Consider the following 20,309-nt stretch of genomic DNA (forward strand, 5'->3'; position numbering starts at 1 on the left):
TTTCACGATCACATTCCATTCTTGATCTGGTCCCGTAGAGATTGGGCCGCCTTGGTTCGTCGATTTTGACAGGCACCTTTGGAATAGTGTTGATCCATCGACAGGCTGTTGTGCCCGGCAATTGCTGATCACATCAGATGAATTTCAGGCCATTGGGTTTGGGATTTGGCAGGGCTTTGCGCAGCTTGTCTATGGAAGGGGATCCAAGGGTGGGTATTTGTCTTGGCTTGTGTGACCCAGATTCCGTCGTCTTCGATATGGCCCCATTCCATTTTTGCAAGGTCTGATGCCCTTTGGCCAATGGCCAGGGCGCGGTCTGTTGATAATGCACGGCGTCGGTTCCTTCCTGGGCAGCAGAAGGTCGACAAGGATTGGGCCGGTGCTGTCAGGAATACACCTGGCTGCGAGAAAGTTGGACAGGCAGCGCCTTGAATGTCTAAGCGAAACGACGGGGTGCAATTCGGGGTCCGATGGCTGGCGGTTCGCTCGTCTTCCAAGAGTCTATGGATACCCGCCGTAGGAGGGTTGGGCTATGATCGGCTCTGAACCTTTTGGGGGCATTGGACGCGGGACCGGAACCAGGGGCGTGGAGCCCCGAACCGTCCGGGACCACAAGCCCACCTGGGGGAAATCTCGGGAGAAAGAGTTTGGAAACGTGTTCAGAACCACCCACTGCTGCAGGCCGTGGCATCTGGCCGCTTGACTGTGACGGGTTGGGCGGCCATGAAGCTGGCCGAAGGACAAAACCCTGTGCAGGCTAGTCCAAATAAGGATTGAAGGACCAGACATGGCGCGATCGCAACCGGCTCCGAACGCGACGGAAGAACGCGAAACATCCCGACAGGTCGGCGTACTGGCGGCCTTGTGGCCGTTTATGCGCCCCTATCGGTTCCTGATGTTTGCTGCGGTCTGTGCCTTGACCCTGACGGCGACCTTGTCGTTGACCCTGCCATTGGCCGTGCGTCGGGTGGTTGATAATTTCCGTGTCGCGGAAACCGAAATTCTGGATCAGTATTTTCTGGCGGCGCTTGCCATTGCGGGGCTTCTGGCTGTGGGCACGGGTTTGCGCTATGCCTTGGTCACACGCCTGGGAGAACGGGTTGTGGCCGACATCCGGATGGCCGTCTTTGACCGCGTCATCGGGATGAGCCCCGAATTCTTCGAAAAGATCATGACCGGAGAGGTTCTGAGCCGGATCACCACGGACACGACGCTGATCCAGTCGGTTCTGGGGTCGTCTGTTTCGATTGCGCTGCGCAATCTGCTGTTGTTTGCAGGCGGCATGGTGTTGATGCTGTTGACCTCGGCCAAGCTGACCGGGTTGGTCTTGTTGATCGTGCCGGCCGTGATTGTGCCGATCCTGTTTCTGGGGCGGCGCCTGCGCAAGATCAGCCGCGAGAACCAGGATTGGATCGCTGCGTCGTCGGGCAATGCGGGCGAGTCGCTGGGAGCGGTTCAGACGGTTCAGGCCTTTACCCAGGAACGGTCCATGCGGTCCAAGTTTGCCGAACTGACCGAAACATCGTTCGATGTGTCGCAAAAGCGGATCCTGACCCGGGCCTATCTGACCGTCATCGTGATCTTTCTGGTGTTCACCGGAATTGTAGGTGTGCTGTGGATGGGGGCCATTGATGTGCGCGCGGGGATCATGACCGAAGGTACATTGATCCAGTTCGTGATCTATTCGGTGCTGGTGGCCGGGTCTGTTGCTGCACTGAGCGAAATCTGGAGTGAGTTGCAGCGCGCGGCCGGGGCGACAGAGCGGTTGATCGAGCTGTTGAATGCCCGCGACAATGTACGCGACCCTGAAACGCCGGGGCAGCTGTCTACTCCGGTTCGGGGTGAAATCCTATTTGACGATGTGTCCTTTCGGTATCCGGCACGCCCTGACACTTCGGCTTTGGAGAACGTTACGCTGAAAATCGAACCCGGTGAAACGGTTGCCTTTGTTGGTCCTTCGGGGGCGGGCAAGACCACTGTGATCCAGATGATCCAGCGGTTTTATGATCCCAATGCCGGTCAGATTCTGCTGGACGGTCAGGTCCTGAGCGATCTGCAGCGCGACGAATTTCGCAAGTTCCTTGCCATGGTGCCTCAGGATCCGGTGATTTTTGCCGCCTCGGCCAGCGAAAACATCCGCTTTGGCCGCCCGGACGCGACCGACACCGAAATCGAAGCCGCCGCCCATGCCGCCGCCGCGCATGAATTCATCACCGCACTGCCCGAAGGCTATGACAGTTTCCTGGGCGAACGTGGCGTGATGTTGTCGGGGGGGCAAAAACAGCGCATCGCCATTGCCCGCGCTATTCTGCGGGATGCTCCGGTGTTGTTGCTGGACGAAGCAACATCGGCGCTGGACGCTGAAAGCGAACGTCTGGTGCAGGCCGCTGTGGATGAGTTAAGCCAAGGACGAACCACGTTGATCGTGGCGCACCGTCTGGCAACCGTGAAAAAGGCGGATCGGATCGTTGTGATGGATCAGGGCCGGATCGTCGCCACAGGCAGCCATGACCAACTGGTGGCAGATGGGGGCCTATACGCACGGTTGGCCCGGTTGCAATTCACCGATGGTGTCGCCGCGGAGTGAGCCTTGCGCTCTTCTCGACGGGGGGCTCCCGCCCGTTTTCAGGGCAATAAATTGCCCATCAAACCGTTGGGCGTGGCAGGGCGCGGATCGCGCGCCCTGCCACGTCAGACCCGCAGGCCCAGTGAAATTCCCAAATGGCGCAACGTCAGAACCCGTGCGGACTGGGGCTTACGTTTGGACGCCGCTTGCACCGGCGCGCATTTCCTCCCATTTTGGTGTCTGAAAAGACTGGTCCGAACGGGACCGCAGGGGAGGGAACACCATGAGTTTTGCCGGGATGGAAGATCGCACGGCCATCGAAACGGAAATGAGCTGGGAAGATCGACCGCTACCGGCGACCTTGTACCAGATGCTCAGCGATACGGCGGGCAAGTTCCCCAATCACGATGCAGTCAGCTATCAGATCTTCTCCGGTCCGAAGGACAAGGCAGAGACCCTGAGCTGGTCCGAGCTGTTGGCCCAGACGTGCCAGGCGGCCAATCTGTTTCGATCTCTGGGCGTGGGTGAAAAAGACGTGGTGGCCTATGTGCTGCCCAATTGCAACGAAACCACATTGGCGCTGTTGGGAGGGGCCATTGCAGGGATCGTCAATCCGATCAATCCATTGTTGGAGCCCGAACAGATCGCGTCGATCCTGCGCGAGACCAAGGCCAAGGTGGTGGTCACGCTGAGGCCATTTCCAAAAACTGACGTGGCCCAAAAGGTCGCCGAAGCCGTGCGCCACGCACCCGGTGTCAACACCGTGCTGGAAGTCGATCTGAACCGTTACCTGACGCCGCCCAAGTCATGGATAGTGCCGCTGATCCGGCCCAAGCTGGAGAACAAGGCCCAGATCGCCCACGCCGATTACAAGAGCTTTGTCAAAGAGATGCGCACCCAACCGCGCACATTGAATTTTGCCGATAGCGATGGCGACCGGGTTGCCTGCTATTTTCATACCGGCGGCACAACCGGCATGCCCAAGGTGGCACAGCACAAGTATTCCGGCCTGATCTATAATGGCTGGTTGGGGCATCGTCTGCTGTTCACCGAAGACGACAACATCATGTGCCCGCTGCCGCTGTTTCATGTATTCGCCTGCCATGTGATCCTGATGGCGGCGATCGCATCGGGGGCGCATGTGGTGTTTCCAACTCCACAGGGATACCGAGGCGATGGTGTTTTTGACAACTTCTGGAAGCTGATAGAACGCTGGAAAATCTCGTTTATCATTACGGTTCCAACAGCCATATCGGCCAAAATGCAGCGCCCGATTGATGCGGATGTTTCGACGGTCAAAACCGCGTTTTCGGGGTCGGCTCCATTGCCTTTGGAATTGTTTCGCCGGTTCGAAGAAGCCACGGGCGTCACAATTGTCGAAGGTTATGGGCTGACCGAAGCGACCTGTCTGGTGTCGTGCAACCCCACGGATGGCGAAAAGAAAGTCGGATCAATCGGTATTCCATTTCCCTACACCGATGTCCGGATCACCAAAGGGACCCCCGACGGGTTGATCGAATGTGGTGTCGACGAGATCGGTGAAATCTGTATCTCGAACCCCGGTGTGTACGCCGGCAATACCTATACCGAAGTCGAAAAGAACGTTGACCTGTATTATCAGGGAACCCATCTGCGGACCGGCGATCTGGGGCGGATAGACGGAGATGGCTACCTGTGGATCACTGGGCGGGCCAAGGATCTCATCATTCGGGGCGGTCACAACATCGACCCCGCCGAAATTGAAGAAGCCCTGTTGGGGCATGAGGCCGTGGCCTTTGCCGGGGCCATCGGACAACCGGATGCGCATGCTGGCGAATTGCCCTGTGCCTTTGTCGAACTGGTTGACGGGGCGTCTGTCACCGAAGAGGAGTTGATGGAATACTGTCGCGTTCATGTTCACGAACGTGCCGCCATTCCCAAGCATATGACCATTCTGGATGAATTGCCCAAGACGGCGGTGGGCAAGGTGTTCAAACCCGATCTGCGCAAACACGCAATCACCAGGGTCTATAACGCGGCGCTGGACAAGGCAGACGTCGCTGCCCGCGTTGTGTCGGTGACGGACGACAAGAAACGCGGCCTGGTGGCGCAGTTGGAAGCCAATGGTGCCGATGAGACCGCGATTGGCAAGGTATTGGGCGGCTTTGTCCGTCCATGGGAATTTGCCAAGGGCTGACAGGTGTTCGACTGGGTCCGCCGATCCAGTCCAAAAACAGATCAGGCTCAGCCCTTGGGGGGCGGGTCTGTGCCGTTTTTGGGGGCATCACCATTGGGACGAAACCGGATCGCAGTGCTGCCCGTTTGCCCGATAAAAGGCCCAAATTTGGGCTGCGCCAGTTTGCTGACGGATACGTGCGCCCGATGGGAAACACCGGGACATGCGACATTGTGAGTGCGTTCGTCCAATATGGCATCAGAGTGCGCCCATTCTTTTGCTATCTGGGTACGATAGGGATTTCACAATATCGGACCCTTGATTGCGGCAAGCAGAAATTTTGGGCCTTGCTCGTATGAGCCGCTGACAAATTGCCACCCATCGAATAACGCCCCTTTGTTCGGCTTCTGGGGGCAGCTGGCCTGAGGGATCTTTCCCGGGCGAAGCTCTAGCCACCAAAGAGCCGCCCCCTCAGGCGCGACCCTGTGGTTGCATTGGTCTTCTTGCACATCTTGCGATGACGATTGTTAGGGCCTGGCGGCACCAAAATGATGCAAGGGAGCCGGTATGACTCCGCCAATTCGTCATGCTGTGACGGGTCAGTCCAGAGCGCCGTCACTGTTCTGATCGGCACCTTGGAAATCTTTAAGTACCTGGATGTCGAATTCCCCCTTGGACAGGCTGCCATTGTTGTTCGTGTCGGCCGTGTCAAAAATGTCCTGGCTCACAAAGCTATCGATTTCGCTGTATTCGAGCCGACCATTTTGCGTGGTGTCCATTCCGGTAAACAGCGTATCCATGCGATTTGAATACTCTTCAAGGGTCACCAGGCCATCACCGTCGCCATCAAGTAGTTGCAGGGCCTCTCCGGGCATTGTTTGGGCTGATGTCAGCGATGAAAGAGATGTAACGATGACTGTCGACTGCAGGATCAAAGAGATGATTTTCATCTTCAGCACCCCATGCTTCGTGCGGTTGTTGCTCCGCCGGTAAATACCCCTGCGGCCGTGGCAATTGTCTGCCCTGTGCCGCCACCGAACCTGTTACCAATGGCACCACCGATTGCGGCCCCTGCCAGGGTTCCACCGACGCAGGCCACTTCATGTTGCGCCGGAGTGCTGACGGTGCAAGCGGCCGAAGTGGCCATCAATCCGACTAAAGTTATAGTTTTGAGGTAAAAATCCAATCTTCTCTCCCTTGTCCAAAAATTTCTTGGAGTGGCATGTCCTGTGTGACAGCCATGAAACCAAGGTAGCAACCCAAAGCCATGCCGCAACCAAAACGTGACGGAGGGGGGGATTCCCACGCACGCAGCGTTCAGAATTGCATCGTGCATTCCGGAGCCGTTTCAGGCTGAAAACTGTTTCACAGAAGATCATTTGCACATTAGTCTTTGGCCAAGGAACAGGGGGCACCGACCGGTTCGGAACACAAAAGGGCTGTGGCATGGACTACAACGAATTGATCGACGAAGAGACCTGGGCCTATATCCGGCGCACCAATGCGGCCTATCCCGAAGACGCAGTTGAAACCAGCGTTGCGGATCAGCGCGCAGTCTACACTGCGCTGTGCCAGACCTTTCGCCAACCGCATCCGGATGGCGTCGAGACCGAAGATCGCAATGCCGACGGAGTTCCCGTGCGGGTTTACTGGGCTGGGAATCCGACACGCACGATCCTGTTCCTGCATGGGGGCGGGTTCGTCGTTGGCAATCTGGATACGCATGATGATGTCTGCGCGGAACTATGTGCACAAACCGGATATCGTGTCGTCGCAGTTGACTATCGGCTCTCGCCCGAATGGGCCCACCCCGCGGCCTTTGACGACTGTTGGTGCGCGACGCAATGGGCGGGGCGCATCTGGGGTGATCCGATGGTCTTGGTGGGGGACAGCGCCGGAGGGACGCTGGCGGCCAGTGTCGCCCATCACGCACGCGGGCGGCTGGGGCAGATTTTGGGGCAGGTGTTGATCTATCCGGCCCTGGGTGGGGACATGGCCCAGGGGTCCTATCTGAAACATGCCAATGCACCGCTGCTGTCGCGTGATGACATGGTCTATTACATGCAAGTGCGCCACAAAGGACCGGTTCCCGTCGATGATCCGACGTCCGAACCACTGCAAGACAGCGATTTCTCTGGCCTGCCACCTACGGTGATCTTTACGGCTGACTGCGACCCGTTGCGCGATGATGGGCGGGCGTATCGTGACCGTATTTCCGCAGCAGACGGACAGGTGGCCTGGATCAACGAGGTTGGTCTGGTACACGGGTATCTGCGCGCGCGGCACAGCGTGGCCCGTGCCCGTGACAGTTTCGAACGGATTTCAATCGCGATCGAGGCGTTGGGTCAGGAGATCTGGCCCTATGATGACTGATCCGTTTTGATCGGCCTTTTCCCTTGGAAAAGACCGAGGCCTCCGGCGGAGGTATTTCTACCAGAAAGAAGCAGGGGCGCGCCGCAGTTTGCCAACGGCGCGCGGTAGGTTATGTCAGAAAAGGCGTGCCTTTCATTGTCTCGGCAATAGGGGCCCCCATGCGATCAAGGATGGTTGGAGCAAGCTGGCGCTGGTCGATTACGTAATCTTCTGCCGGGCCCTGGGCATCGCCGAAGTAATAGAGTGCCGTGTCCTGTTGCAACGCACCGCGTCCGCCGTGGTGGCCGCGTTCGTCCTGGCCGTGGTCGGCGGTCACGATGACCTCATACCCCAGTTGGCGCCAGCGCGTGATGAAAGGGGCCAACATTTCATCCATGACAAAACAGGCGTGATCCATCTCCTGGCAGTCATGGAAATAGCGGTGTCCCATGCTGTCCAATGTGCAGGTGTGCAGGATGCCATAATCGAGCCCGAAACGCAGACACAGGTTGGTCAGAGTGCCAAACAGATCCACGTCCGACGGGGTCATCTGGTTGTCCTTGCCATAGCCGGTCATGGTGTGGAACCGGCCATGGTTGATGGTGAGGTTATCGGGTTCGTCAAATTCGATATCCCGGACATAGTCAAAGGGATGCCGGTTGAAGAATTGGGACCAGAAGCTGTGTGTCACGGCACCGGTGGTGCCGCCCGCTTCGCGGACCTGGGAAAATACGTCCTTGTGGCTCAGCTTGAACACATTTCCATTTCCGGTGCAGCCATGTTCGGCAGGGGCGACGCCGGTGTGGATCGAGGCATAGCAGCTGGCTGAAATGGACGGCAGCACCGCGCGCAGTTTCCATACCCGTGCATCGCCGCTGTCCACCCAGCCTTCGAGATTGCCAAACAGGCGGCGGAAATTGCGATAGGGCACGCCGTCCAGGATAATCAGGAGAAGTTTCTTGTCCATTGTGCGCTCCTTTTGTGCTGCGCCGTTGGAAATTTGGTCGAGCCTAGAATGCCGAGAGGAACAGGCCCGTCTGTTCGCGTCCATGATGGTAAAATCCCGACGTCTTCCAAGAGAGAAAACGTCGGGATTTCAATTCTTCATACCGCTGTTACAGTTGGCGTCAGTTGCCTGCGCTTTCCATTTTGCGGTGGGCGATGACCTCTTCGAGCCAACCCAGTTTCATCTCGGGAACCGAGCTGAGCAGAAGGTCGGTGTAATCGTCAAATGGTGGTGTCAGCACCTCGGTTTTACCGCCATAGCGCTGGACCTTGCCCTGGTACATCACCGCGATGTTATCCGAAATGGCCCGCACTGTGGCCAGATCGTGGGTGATGAACAAATAGGCGACGTCTTCGATCTTTTGCAGGTCCAACAGCAATTTCAGAATGCCGTCCGCCACCAGTGGGTCAAGCGCCGATGTCACCTCGTCACAGATGATCATCTTGGGCTTTGCCGCCAGCGAACGGGCGATACAGACGCGCTGTTTCTGGCCTCCGGACAGTTCCGCCGGGAAGCGGTCCATAAAGCCTTCGCCCAATTCGATCTCGTCCAGCAGTTCAACGATCCGTTTCTTTTTCTCGGCACCGCGCATGCCGAAATAGAATTCCAACGGCCGTCCGATGATGGTGCCCACGGTCTGTCGCGGGTTCATCGCCACATCGGCCATCTGATAGATCATTTGCAGTTCACGCAGATCTTCGCGGCTGCGCCCCGACAGAGCAGGAGACAGAGTGCGCCCGGCGAATTCGATGTCCCCGTCACGTGGGGGCAAAAGTCCGGTGATAACCCGCGCGAGCGTTGATTTTCCCGAACCGGATTCGCCCACGACGGCGAGGGTTTGACCCGGATAGAGATCAACATTCACATTGTGCAGAACGTCGAAATTGGTGCCTTTGTAGCGCGCTGTGATGTTGCGCACGCTCAGCACCGGATCCGGTGTTGGTGCCTTTTCTTCATGGTCGATCGAACGTACCGACACCAAAGCCTGCGTGTACTCTTCCTGCGGGGCATTGATGATCTGATTCACATCGCCATATTCCACGGTGTCGCCCAACCGCAGCACCATGATATCGTCGCTCACCTGTGCCACAACCGCCAGATCATGGGTGATGTAGAGCGCAGCAACCCCGGTGTCCGCGATGGCTTCCTTGATCGCCTTGAGAACGTCGATCTGTGTGGTGACATCCAGCGCCGTGGTGGGTTCATCAAACACCACCAGATCCGGTTCCGGACACAGCGCCAATGCAGTCATGCACCGCTGCAGCTGACCACCTGACACCTGGTGCGGATAGCGTTCGCCAATATTGTCCGGATCTGGCAGACCCAGTTTGGCAAACAGCGACCGGGCGCGGTCTTCAGCTTCGGACTTGGTGAATTTTTTGTGGTGAATTGCGGCCTCGGTCACCTGCTCCATGATCTTTTTTGCAGGATTGAACGATGCGGCCGCAGACTGGGACACATAGGTCACCTCGGATCCACGCAATTGGCGCAGACCCTTGATGCCACCGCGCAGGATGTCGCGGCCATTGACCCAGACTTCACCCCCAGTCAGCTCAACCCCACCGCGACCATAGCCCATTGCGGCCAGGCCGATGGTGGATTTGCCGGCCCCGGATTCCCCGATCAACCCCAGCACCTTGCCCTTTTCCAGATCAAAAGACACGCCATGAACGATCTCGATCTTTTTCGGGTTTTCACCCGGAGGATAGACGGTGGCACCGATCTTGAGGTTGCGGACCTTGAGAAGTTTATCATCGCTCATCAGCCGCGTCCCCCTTTGAGGCTTGTGGTGCGGTTCAACACCCAGTCGGCCACCAGGTTGACCGAAATGGCCAGCGTGGCAATGGCAACGGCGGGCCACAGGGCGGCGCCAATACCATAGACGATGCCGTCCTTGTTTTCCTTCACGATGCCGCCCCAGTCAGCCAGCGGCGGTTGCACGCCCAGGCCCAGGAACGACAGTGTCGAGATGAACAGAACCATAAAGATGAACCGCAGTCCGAATTCGGCCACCAGTGGTGACAACGCATTGGGCAGGATTTCGCGGAACACGATCCAGCGATAACCTTCTCCGCGCAGCTTGGCGGCTTCGACATAGTCCATCACATTGATATCCACGGCGACCGATCGCGACAGGCGGAAGGGGCGGGTGGAGTCCAGCAGACCCATGACGATGATCAGGACGGGGACTGTCACCGGCACAATGGCCAGAACAACCAGCGCCAGGATCAGCGAGGGGATCGACATGAACAGGTCAACCGTCCGGCTGAGAAGCTGGTCGGCCCATCCGCCCAGAACCGCTGCCAGCAGGCCCAACGAAGCCCCTGTGGCAAAGCTGAGGATCGTCGCGCAGGCGGCAATAAAGATGGTGGTTCGGCCACCATAGATCATGCGGGTCAACAGATCACGACCGATGTTGTCCGTGCCCAGCAGGTGCTCGGCACTGGCGGGTTCCCAGACATCACCGACAACTTCGGCCATGCCATAGGGGGCGATGAGGGGCGCAAAGATGGCCACAAAGAAATACAAGCCGGTAAAGAACAGCCCGATCATCGCCGAGAGAGGGAGATTTTTCATCATTTGGGATGCCTCAGTCTTGGGTTGGCAAGGATCGAAATGATGTCAGCCATCATGTTCAGTCCGATAAAGACCGCAGCAAATATGACGCCACAGGCCAGAACCACCGGTACATCGCGTTTGGTCACGGCATCCACCAGGAACTGTCCCATGCCGGGATAGACGAACACAACTTCGACCACCACAACACCCACAACCAGATAGGCCAGGTTCAGCATGACCACATTGACGATCGGAGAGATCGCGTTGGGGAATGCATGGCGGTAAATGACCATAAAGTTGGACAGCCCCTTGAGTTCGGCCGTTTCGATGTATGCAGATTGCATGAGGTTCAGGATCGCGGCCCGAGTCATCCGCATCATCTGCGCCAGGACGACCAGAGTCAGAACCAGAGCAGGCAAGGCAATGGCATACAGTTTTTCACCCAACGACATGGTGTCATTCACCATGGCCAGTGATGAAAACCAGCCGAGTTTCACAGACACAAAGTAGACAAGAACATACCCGATCAGGAATTCGGGAACGGACACCGTCAGCAGGGTCACGGCCGAAATCAGCTTGTCGGGCCAACGGTTGCGGTAACGCACCGCCAGCAGGCCCAGAAAGATTGCCAACGGAACAGAAAAGACAGCAGACCAGAAGGCAAGGAATAGCGTGTTACCCAGACGTTTCCCGACGCTTTCGGCAATGTCGAGTTTGTTCGTCATGGAGATACCCAAGTCGCCCTGGACGATGCCGGCCAGCCAATCGACATAGCGGGTCAGGGCCGGGCGGTTGAGGCCCATTTCTTCACGTAGGTTTGCAAGAGATTCAGCAGTTGCGGATTGGCCCAGGACGGCTTGCGCGGCGTCTCCGGGCAGGGCTTCGGTCAGGCCGAAAATCAAGGCCGAAGCGCCAACAAGAAGCAGGAGTCCCAGCGCTATGCGCTGGGAAACCAGTTTAATGACAGGATGCATTATGCGGGGTCCCTATCAGGCGAACCACATTTTGCGTGTGACCTGACCGTTCATCAGTTCACCGTTCGGATCGACTTCCCAGCCGGACAGCTTGGCGCTGACACCGTCAACAAAGTCATTGAACATGGGACAGATCAGGCCGCCGTTGTCGCGCAGCATCATACCCATCTTGGAATAGGTTTCCTTGCGCTTGGCATTGTCCAATTCGGCACGTGCCGAGAACAGCAGGTCGTCGAAGTCCTTGACCTTGAACCGGGTGTCGTTCCAGTCGGCAGTCGACAGATACGCGGTCGCGTACATCTGATCCTGAACCGGACGGCCACCCCAATACGAGGCGCAGAACGGCTGAGCATTCCAGACTTCGGACCAGTAGCCATCGTTGGGCTCACGCTTGATCTCCAGCGGGATCCCAGCCTGGTTGGCGGTCTGCTGGAACAACTGGGCCGCATCCACGGCACCGGGGAAGGCACCATCGGCTGTGCGCAGGATGATCGGAGACCCATCATGACCGGACGCTTTGTAATGCTCAGCTGCTTTGGCCAGATCGAACTGACGCTGCGGGATGTTTTCATCAAACAGCGGATAGGCCGCGTTGATTGGCATGTCATTCCCGACAGAGCCATAGCCACGCAGGATCTTTTCCACCATTTCGTCGCGGTTGATTGCGTGCTTCAGTGCCAGTCGCAGTTCATTGTGGTCAAACGGCGCGGTGTCGACGTGCATGATGAACACATAGTGACCGCGGCCCGGAGTCGATTCAACCGACAGACCCGGCGCACGTGCCATCAGGCCGGCCACTTTGGGTTCGATCCGGTTGATCAGGTGAACCTGACCGGATTGCAGAGCTGCGGTTCGTGCAGTTGCGTCATTGATTGCCAGGATCTCGACAGAGTCGAAATGTGCGTCATCACCCCAGTAGTTGGCGAACTTCTTGTACATGTGACGTACGCCGGGTTCGTTGACTTCCGTGGCGTAGGGGCCGGTGCCGATGCCCGCACCGGGGTTGTCCATGCCACCATCGGGCTGAACGATCAGGTGATAATCCGCCATCAGATAGGGAAGGTCGGCATTGGGTGTTTTCAGCGTGACCGAGAAGGTGTCGCCATCGGCTTTCATCGATTCGATCCCTTTCATGATGCCCAGAGCACCTGATTTGGAATCTTCGTTCGAATGACGTTCCATGGTCTTCAGGACATCTTCGGATGTCATGGTCTTGCCGTTGTGGAATTCCACGCCCTGACGCAGCTTGAAGTGCCAGGTTTTGGCGTCCGCTGAGGCTTCGACGCTGGTGGCCAGGCGCGGTTCGATTGTGCCGTCGGGGGCCACTTCGACCAGAGTGTCACCAAACTGGCGCCCGTTGTGATAGGGAACTTGGCTGGCATAGGTTGCCGGGTCCAGCGAGTTTGTGGATTCACCACCGACCGACCCGATTTTCAGATCACCGCCTTGTTTGGGGCTCGACGCGCGTGCCGCATCGGCAAACAGGGTGCTGGCCATCGCGGCGCTGACGCCCAGTGCGGCGGCTTTGCCCATGAATTCGCGGCGGGTCATTTTGCCTGCCGTTACACGACCGGCCATGAATTCCATTTGATTGTTCATTGATGTCTCCCAGTTGATTATCTGCGCTCGGCGCATTTTTCTTGATTGGCGAGTCAAGATTTGCGCATTTCTTGCGACCGGGCAAGTGTTAAAAGCGACCTTCCCGAGTCGCGCCAATCACATTTGGTCGCGTGGGACGCTCTCGGTAAAGTCGCGTTCCCGCACAAGTGCGTCGTTTTCATAAGCTTCAAGGCGGGCTCGGAGGTGAAAATGTGTCAAATCCGACAACATTTCACAGCTCATTTCGGTGCGAAATTTTGTTTCGCCGCGCTCTAATTCATCTGTCCAATGGCATTTGCCACGGGCTGATAGTGGATCGTCGGGGTGAATCGTCCAGGCTTCTCGGGCGATGGACCCATTGATCAGCCCATGATCGCTGTCTTCGACCTTGCCAAAGTCATCTTCGATGATCAGAGAGATTTCTCCAGTGGCCAAATCGGTCTCGATCCGGCGTGTATTGGCGGCTTCGCGCAGGGTTTTGACTTGCCATTCCGGTGCGGCCACGGGATCTGCGAATTTCCATTCGTCGGCGGCACCAGTGGCACGGGTCGGCAGCGTGAGTTGGCCCTGAAACAGGGTGAGTTCTGCTGTTTCCGGCGACGGCCAGATCAGAGGCCAATAGGCCGAAGACACCGCCAGGCGCAGCTGGTGCCCGGCGGGAACCTGATAGGCGATATGATCCAGATCCAGCGTCACCTCATAGCGGGTTTCCGGCTCCATCGGTTCAGGATTGGCATGGCTGTCTCGATGGCTGAGGTTGAGCACGCCATAGGTGATCCGGGTCGAAGCCCCATCCGGGTGCACATGGTTCAACCGAACTGCGATTTGCGCCTGAGGTCGGTCTGCGCTCAGCGTCAGTTTGATGCGCGGAGCCCCCACGATATCCAGCGGCGCCTTCAATGGTGCACCGTCGAAACAGGCCGAAAATGCGTCATCCGGGCGCTGGTCGCCCGGCAGTTCCGGGCCCAGCCAGATGGCGCAGTATTCACCGGATTGCAGGCCGCAGTGATGCGGAGACTTGACCTTGGTGGTGATCGGGCCTGCCTGCTGGGCCAATCCGTCCTTGCTCAGATGCAGGACCTTTGCCGGTAGATGCGAAGTCGCGCCATCGGTCTCGGTGATCCAGCGGCCTGGTCGATCCAGATACCAGGTTGCCGGGCGCACGCCGTCCATCACATAGGCGCGGTAATCCGGGTCTTGGTCGACACCGGTGTCCACGCCCTTCAGCCAGTGGTCCCACCAACGCAACGCCTCCTGCAAGAAACCGATGCGGGGTTCCGGCACTGCAAAATGCGGGTATTTGTGAACCCAGGGACCAATGATCCCCTTGACCGGGGCAGTCAGGTTTTCGACCAACGCAGGAACTGTGTTCTTGTAGGCGTCGCCCCACCCCCCGATGGCCAGGGTGGCAGCCTTGATCGCGCTATAGTCTTCGCAAACTGACCCATGTTGCCAATAGGCGTCGCGGCGTTGATGTTTCAGCCAGGTTGCGGGCAGAAACGGTTCATTGTCGAGCCGGTCCAGCCAGAGTTCACGCCAATCGTCGGTGCGCAGGGACGGGTCGGGCGCGCGGGACGAATAGGACCACATGGTCGCCCCCCAACCCAGGTTTTCGTTCAGCAGACAGCCGCCTTTGTAGTGAATGTCATCGGCATAGCGATCCGTGGTGGAGCAGAGAGTGATAATGGCCTTGAGCGGATCGGGTTGCAGGGCGGCGACCTGCAACGCGTTGAACCCGCCCCAACTGATCCCCATCATGCCCACCGTGCCACTGCACCAGGGTTGTTCGGCCAGCCAGTTGATGACTTCGACGGCATCGTCCAGTTCCTGCTGGGTATACTCATCTTCCATCACGCCGTGGCTGTCGCCATTGCCACGCATATCGACGCGGATGCAGGCATACCCATGTTCCGCCAGATAAGGATGGGTCAACGCATCACGCGCCGTGGTTCCGTCGCGTTTGCGATAGGGCAGGTATTCCAGAATTGCCGGGACCGGATCGGTTGCGGCATCCACCGGTCGCCAGACCCGGGCCGACAGCCGGCAACCGTCGCTGAGGGTGATCGCCATATCGGGCAGTTCTTGGATGTCGCGGAGGGGGGGAGTGTTTGGTATCATGGCGCGACTGTCGGTCTGGCACCCCACATATGTCAAGCCGCCGTGAGGTCGTTTTCAGACCATCTGACGCGGAATGCGCTGTCACCGGTCATCGGTGTCCATCCAAATCGTCACCGGCCCGTCATTGAGGAGGCGCACCTGCATGTCGCCACCGAATTTGCCTCGTGCGACAGCTACGCCCTGAGCCGCCAGTTGATCAGCAAAATACGTATACAACTTCTCGCCCTCGGCTGGCGGAGCAGCCGTCGAAAATCCCGGACGGTTTCCGCGTCTGGTATCCGCCGCGAGCGTGAACTGGCTGACCACCAGAGCGCTTGCGCCGATATCGCGGACAGACAGATTCATCTTTTCCGCGTCATCCTTGAATATCCGCAGCTTGGCGATTTTGGCGGCCAGGTGATCGGCCTGTTCGGTGGTGTCGCCCTGCATGGCGCAGATCAACACCAACAGGCCGGGGCCGATTTCACCAATGCGATTGCCCTCGACGGTCACAGAGGCTTCGCTGACTCTTTGGATCAAAGCGCGCATGGGTTGGGTCCTGTTGAAATGGATAAGAGAGAGTTCAGGAGCGCCAGTCGACAAATTCGTCCAGCGCCGCCCGGTCGGTGCGAAACCCGTTCGCGGGATGGTCTGTATCCGCGTAACCAAATGAGATCGCGCACAGAATCGTGCGGTCTGTGGGGATATCCAGAATGTCGTGCAACACCGGTGCATGTGACGCAACAGCCGCCTGAGGGATCGAAGCCAGCCCCGCCGCTGTGGCTGCGAGCGTAAACGCCGCCACATACCCCCCACAATCCATCGCTCCATACGAGCCCAGTTCGACCGGGCTGGACAGGATCGCGACATGGGGCGCGCCAAAAAAGTTGAAATTCTCCATCATTTGTCGGGCCGATGCCGCACGGTCGCCTTTGGGAACGCCGATGGCCTCATACAGCGCCCAACCACAGGCCCGCCGCCGGTCCTGGTATTCGTTCTGGTAGCGGGTGGGAAACGCCAGATCCGGTTCATGATGGCCGGCCTGTGCCCGGTCTACGAGCACGCTGCGCAATTGGTCGGTCTGGGCCCCGCTGACAATCGTGACCTTCCAAGGTTGGGCATTGCACCACGAGGGTACTTTTTGTGCTGCCTGCAACAGCTGTTTAATGGTGGCGCGGGGCACCGGTGCAGGGCGAAAAGCACGACAGGAATGGCGGGCGGACAAAAGGCTGTCCAGATCGGTCAGGTTACAAGTCATGCAGGCTCGTCTTTGGTTAATGCGTTCGGACAGACAGTGCCGGGGCACCGCCAAGGTTGCAAGGGGCGGATTTTGCGCCTGATCAAGGCGTGAAGGACGCGAAAATGCTATCCTTCCAAAGTAACGAAAGGAGGATATGAAATGGTAGAAAAAACCGAAACCGGTGGCTTTTGGCCATCGCTCTATGATCCGCTTCGCGCCTTTGGGACACGGGTGTCCGAATGGTTGAACCCGGCGACAGAAGCGTCTGGCAATGCACAGGCCTATGACATTTCGATCGAATTGCCCGGAGTGTCCGAGCAGGACATTGAACTGACGTTTGACAATGGGGCGTTGACCATTCGGGGCGAAAAGAAAACTCAGACAGAGAAAACCGGGGATACCTGGTATTTCAGCGAGCGCCAGTATGGTGCCTTTCGTCGCACCTTCCGCTTGCCCGAAGACGCAGATGGCCCCAGCGCCCATGCACGGATGCTAGAGGGGGTCCTACACGTGAAGATCCCTAGAAAAGCGCCAGAACAGGAAGACAAGGCCCAGCGGATCGAGATTACCCGCGGCTGATCAGGACGGGTGGCCGTTGCGGGCGTACGCAAGCGCACGCCCGCAACGGCGGCGGCAAAATTCTTAAATAAGAATTTTGACCGGAAAACCCTGTTTTCCGGCAGGTGCCCTACCGGGCCTATTGGTTCTGGGCCATGATGTAGCCGATAGCTCCCGCTATCACAGCCCCCACCACAACGGCCATTGCGATTTTCCAACCGGACCAGGGGCGTTCGCCCTGGACCTGCCCGGATTGGCCATTGACCACGAACCGATATGTCTTGCCACGGTATTTGTACGCCGCCAGCCAGACCGGCAACAGGATATGTTTGAATGTCACTTCGGACAGATCGGTATCGATCATCGAGATCTGTTGGCGATCCCCACCTATGTCGAACCTTACATCGCGTTCAATAACCCGGTCCATCTTGATCCGCGCCTCGCCCATGCCGTCTTTGAGTTCAACTCCATAGGCTTCGGCCCGAAACCCCGCCAGGAACTGTGGTTGGTAAGGCTCCAGAGCCGACAAATCCCACGGTTCCAACGCATCGGTATAGCGTTTGGGCAGACTGCGGGACGCCAGCACCAACACATCGTCAAAGAACCGTCCAACCCGGCCTGATACCGGGGTCCACCGAACCTTGGCCACCTGTCTTTGTTGTTGCTTGCCATCCACGACCACGGTCTCGGTCACATAATAGACCGTGCCCCGTTGTCCCGAATACCGGGATTGTGTCTGCGCATCAAAGGTCCAATAGGGCACATAGATACCCTGCATCTTGCGTCCCTTGCGGGCGTATTCCTTGAGGCCGCCAGGGGCAAACCACAGCCGACCCAGCCAATCGGTCATTGCCTTGCGGGCCTCACGCTCGCTGTAGGCAAACGGCAAGACCCCCTTGGGTTTGATATGGCGGTTGGGGCCGGTGTCGGTCACCACCGGCGTGGCACAGAACGGGCATTCGGCCGCGTGGGTCCGGGGATCGAACTCAACCTGAGCCGCACAATTCGGACAGCTCGAAACGCGGGTTTCCTCGATCTCCACATCAGGCAAACGTCGGGCCAACGCTTCTTCGAAATCCAGCTCGCGAAGGGGGGCTCCACGCCAGGGTCCACCGGCGATCTGTTCACTGTGCCCACAATGATCACAGGTCAACTGGCCCTTGCCGGGTTCGAACCGGTAATCCGCCCCACATTGATCACATGGAAACCGGTGTGTGTCCGATGGGGTGCCTGGCGCAGCACCCTGCGGGTGGCTGGGAGGAGGGGGGGGCGTTGCGCTCATGGCAAAAGGACCTTTGTCATCAGAGATATTTATGCAGGGCTTTGGGCACCATTATGCGCAGCGCGTTGTCCCTGACCAGAAAATGCCGCCAGAGATGGAAAACGATATGTGCCACGATCAGAACCAACAGGGCGTCAAAGGCAATCTCATGGATGTCTTCGGCCAGCTTGTGCAACCCGCGGGGCGCGATCCCGGGGTTGATCTGGACGACACCAAACGCCCTGATGGCGAATGGCGCAGTAAGCCCGGCCAACGCGCCTGTCAGAACCACGACAGGCAGACCGATCTGAAGCGCCCTGTGGCTTAGCTGGTGCACCGGGCGCGCCCACCCTGGCAGTTTTGGACCTGGCCGCCCGGCCAGCCCCTTGCGCCAATACACGAGCAGCCAGGTGGCCGTCACGATTGCCAGCAACACCCCCATTCCAGCGTGCGTTGACAGGGCCAACCCGGGGTCACTGCGGTTGTCTTCGGGCTCGATCAAAAGAAAATACATGAGCAACAGGGCGCTAAGCCAGTGCAACCATTTTAGCATTGTTCGGTGGGTGATCATCGTTACGGGGTCCAAGGGGGATCATGTTGTTGGCGACAAAAGGATCGGCAGTTCAACGCCAGGTCATCTTTGAAGGTTATTTCCGACATTCGACGTCATGCGACAGGAGGAGCTGCAGAGCAAAGTTCAAACGTCGAACGGGTCATCCGACCTCGCAGTGCTGATCGCAAAAGGACACAATCAGCAGCCGCTCGGTCGGTGGCCCGCAATTACCCAGCCGCGGGAGGAGGCGGCGGAGGAGGGGGCGGCAGGATGGTAAAGAGCTGTGCCAGCTCAGCGACATCTTCTGCCCGCTTCCAGCCGTCCTGACCGGCTGTCCACACCAGACTGTCCCGGGTCATTGCTCCATCTGCCGCCATGCGCCCCAGCCTGGCCTTGGAAAAGGGGCCATGTGTCTGGCCGTTTTCGGCAATGTGCCACACATGTTCGACCGGTGGGGGGGGAGGGGCCACAGGCGCTGTGGCCTGTGCAGCAGCGGGGGCGCGCGCGCCCCACGGGCCCGACGGTTGACCCACTGCCATGTGTCCCTGCATCTGCTGGGCCATCGCCATACCCATTCCCATGCCCATACCTGCGCCCATACCGCTATTGGGGGTCTGGGCAGCGGCGGTCATGGCTTCAGCGGCTGAGAATTGGGTATAGCGCCCCAGATCGCCGACAATGCCCATCTGTGTTCGTTTGTCCATTGCGGCTTCAACCGCAGGTGGCAATGAGATGTTTTCGATATAAAGTTCGGGGATGGCCAGCCCGTATTCGGCGACAGTCCTGGAAATCTCTGCGGCGATCAGTTTGCCCAGATCGGCGGTATTGGCGGCCATGTCCAAGACGGGAATCCCGGATCCGGCGATCACCCGGCTGAACTCCTGCACAATGATATTGCGGATCTGAAAGCTGATCTCATCCATGGTGAATTCGCCGTCGGTGCCGACGATCTCGGTCAGGAACCGCGCCGGATCGCTCACCCGGATCGAATAGGTGCCAAAGGCGCGCAACCGCACCGGGCCGAATTCCGGATCACGCGCCATGATCGGGTTTTTGGTGCCCCATTTCAGGTCGTTGAACCGGGTGGTGTTGACGAAATAGATTTCGGATTTGAAGGGGCTTTTGAACCCGTGATCCCAATGCTGCAGCGTTGTCATTACTGGCATGTTGTTGGTCTCTAGCATGTAGAGCCCAGGCGTGAACACATCTGCGAGCTGTCCTTCGTGCACAAACACTGCGGATTGCCCTTCGCGCACGGTCAGCTTGGCACCGTATTTGATTTCGTGGCCTTCGCGTTCGAACCGCCACACCATGGTGTCACGGGTGTCGTCTGTCCAATGGATGACGTCGATGAATTCTCCGGTCAGAAAGTCGAAAATACCCATATTG

The 20,309-nt window shown here is 58.2% G+C and carries 16 protein-coding genes; 4 read left to right on the forward strand and 12 right to left on the reverse strand.

Annotated features, from left to right (window positions below):
- Positions 1–787 precede the first annotated feature (787 nt).
- Both QEZ52_RS06715 and QEZ52_RS06720 read left to right on the forward strand, forming a co-directional pair.
- Positions 788–2,587, forward strand: a complete 1,800-nt coding sequence (locus QEZ52_RS06715; RefSeq protein ID WP_406648790.1) for an ABC transporter transmembrane domain-containing protein — start codon at positions 788–790, stop codon at positions 2,585–2,587.
- A gap of 262 nt (positions 2,588–2,849) precedes the next feature.
- Entirely contained in the window at positions 2,850–4,742 is a 1,893-nt protein-coding gene (locus QEZ52_RS06720; protein WP_406648792.1) for an acyl-CoA synthetase, read from the forward strand.
- A gap of 578 nt (positions 4,743–5,320) precedes the next feature.
- Here the strand turns inward: QEZ52_RS06720 and QEZ52_RS06725 are convergent.
- Positions 5,321–5,671, reverse strand: coding sequence for a hypothetical protein (locus tag QEZ52_RS06725; RefSeq protein WP_406648793.1), 351 nt, complete (start codon positions 5,669–5,671; stop codon positions 5,321–5,323).
- A gap of 496 nt (positions 5,672–6,167) precedes the next feature.
- Here QEZ52_RS06725 and QEZ52_RS06730 point away from each other — a divergent pair, with 496 nt between their 5' ends.
- On the forward strand, positions 6,168–7,094 hold the full coding sequence (locus QEZ52_RS06730) for an alpha/beta hydrolase (RefSeq protein WP_406648794.1): 927 nt from the start codon (positions 6,168–6,170) through the stop codon (positions 7,092–7,094).
- 109 nt (positions 7,095–7,203) lie between these two features.
- On the opposite strand, the gene QEZ52_RS06735 is transcribed toward QEZ52_RS06730, so the two are convergent.
- The 8 genes from QEZ52_RS06735 to QEZ52_RS06770 form a co-directional block, all read right to left on the reverse strand.
- A complete protein-coding gene (locus QEZ52_RS06735; RefSeq protein ID WP_406648796.1) occupies positions 7,204–8,040 on the reverse strand; it encodes an alkaline phosphatase family protein in 837 nt (278 codons plus the stop codon).
- A 160-nt stretch (positions 8,041–8,200) separates the two neighbouring features.
- Positions 8,201–9,841, reverse strand: coding sequence for an ABC transporter ATP-binding protein (locus QEZ52_RS06740; RefSeq protein WP_406648797.1), 1,641 nt, complete (start codon positions 9,839–9,841; stop codon positions 8,201–8,203).
- Positions 9,841–10,656 carry an ABC transporter permease gene (locus QEZ52_RS06745; RefSeq protein ID WP_406650366.1) on the reverse strand — a complete coding sequence of 272 codons (816 nt, stop codon included), beginning with the start codon at positions 10,654–10,656 and terminating at the stop codon, positions 9,841–9,843. Before QEZ52_RS06745 ends, QEZ52_RS06740 begins: the two co-directional genes overlap by 1 nt.
- On the reverse strand, positions 10,656–11,612 hold the full coding sequence (locus tag QEZ52_RS06750; RefSeq protein ID WP_406648799.1) for an ABC transporter permease: 957 nt from the start codon (positions 11,610–11,612) through the stop codon (positions 10,656–10,658). Before QEZ52_RS06750 ends, QEZ52_RS06745 begins: the two co-directional genes overlap by 1 nt.
- A gap of 15 nt (positions 11,613–11,627) precedes the next feature.
- On the reverse strand, positions 11,628–13,211 hold the full coding sequence (locus QEZ52_RS06755; protein WP_406648800.1) for an ABC transporter substrate-binding protein: 1,584 nt from the start codon (positions 13,209–13,211) through the stop codon (positions 11,628–11,630).
- 117 nt (positions 13,212–13,328) lie between these two features.
- On the reverse strand, positions 13,329–15,281 hold the full coding sequence (locus QEZ52_RS06760) for a CocE/NonD family hydrolase (RefSeq protein ID WP_406648801.1): 1,953 nt from the start codon (positions 15,279–15,281) through the stop codon (positions 13,329–13,331).
- 129 nt (positions 15,282–15,410) lie between these two features.
- Positions 15,411–15,857, reverse strand: coding sequence for a D-aminoacyl-tRNA deacylase (dtd, locus tag QEZ52_RS06765; protein WP_406648802.1), 447 nt, complete (start codon positions 15,855–15,857; stop codon positions 15,411–15,413).
- 34 nt (positions 15,858–15,891) lie between these two features.
- Positions 15,892–16,566, reverse strand: a complete 675-nt coding sequence (locus QEZ52_RS06770; RefSeq protein ID WP_406648803.1) for a nitroreductase — start codon at positions 16,564–16,566, stop codon at positions 15,892–15,894.
- A gap of 141 nt (positions 16,567–16,707) precedes the next feature.
- Between QEZ52_RS06770 and QEZ52_RS06775 the strand changes: the two genes are divergently transcribed.
- A complete protein-coding gene (locus QEZ52_RS06775; RefSeq protein ID WP_406648805.1) occupies positions 16,708–17,127 on the forward strand; it encodes an Hsp20/alpha crystallin family protein in 420 nt (139 codons plus the stop codon).
- A gap of 118 nt (positions 17,128–17,245) precedes the next feature.
- Here the strand turns inward: QEZ52_RS06775 and QEZ52_RS06780 are convergent, their stop codons facing one another.
- The 3 genes from QEZ52_RS06780 to QEZ52_RS06790 form a co-directional block, all read right to left on the reverse strand.
- On the reverse strand, positions 17,246–18,388 hold the full coding sequence (locus QEZ52_RS06780) for a TFIIB-type zinc finger domain-containing protein (RefSeq protein WP_406648806.1): 1,143 nt from the start codon (positions 18,386–18,388) through the stop codon (positions 17,246–17,248).
- A gap of 19 nt (positions 18,389–18,407) precedes the next feature.
- The gene (locus tag QEZ52_RS06785) at positions 18,408–18,938 is read right to left on the reverse strand and encodes a cytochrome b (protein ID WP_406648808.1); all 531 of its coding nucleotides are present in this window, start codon (positions 18,936–18,938) and stop codon (positions 18,408–18,410) included.
- Between the two features lie 209 nt (positions 18,939–19,147).
- Positions 19,148–20,305: an SPFH domain-containing protein gene (locus QEZ52_RS06790; RefSeq protein ID WP_406648809.1), complete on the reverse strand. Its 1,158-nt coding sequence runs from the start codon at positions 20,303–20,305 to the stop codon at positions 19,148–19,150.
- Between the last annotated feature and the right edge of the window lie 4 nt (positions 20,306–20,309).

The organism is Aliisedimentitalea scapharcae (assembly GCF_045277565.1).
Taxonomy (GTDB): Bacteria; Pseudomonadota; Alphaproteobacteria; order Rhodobacterales; family Rhodobacteraceae; genus Aliisedimentitalea; species Aliisedimentitalea scapharcae.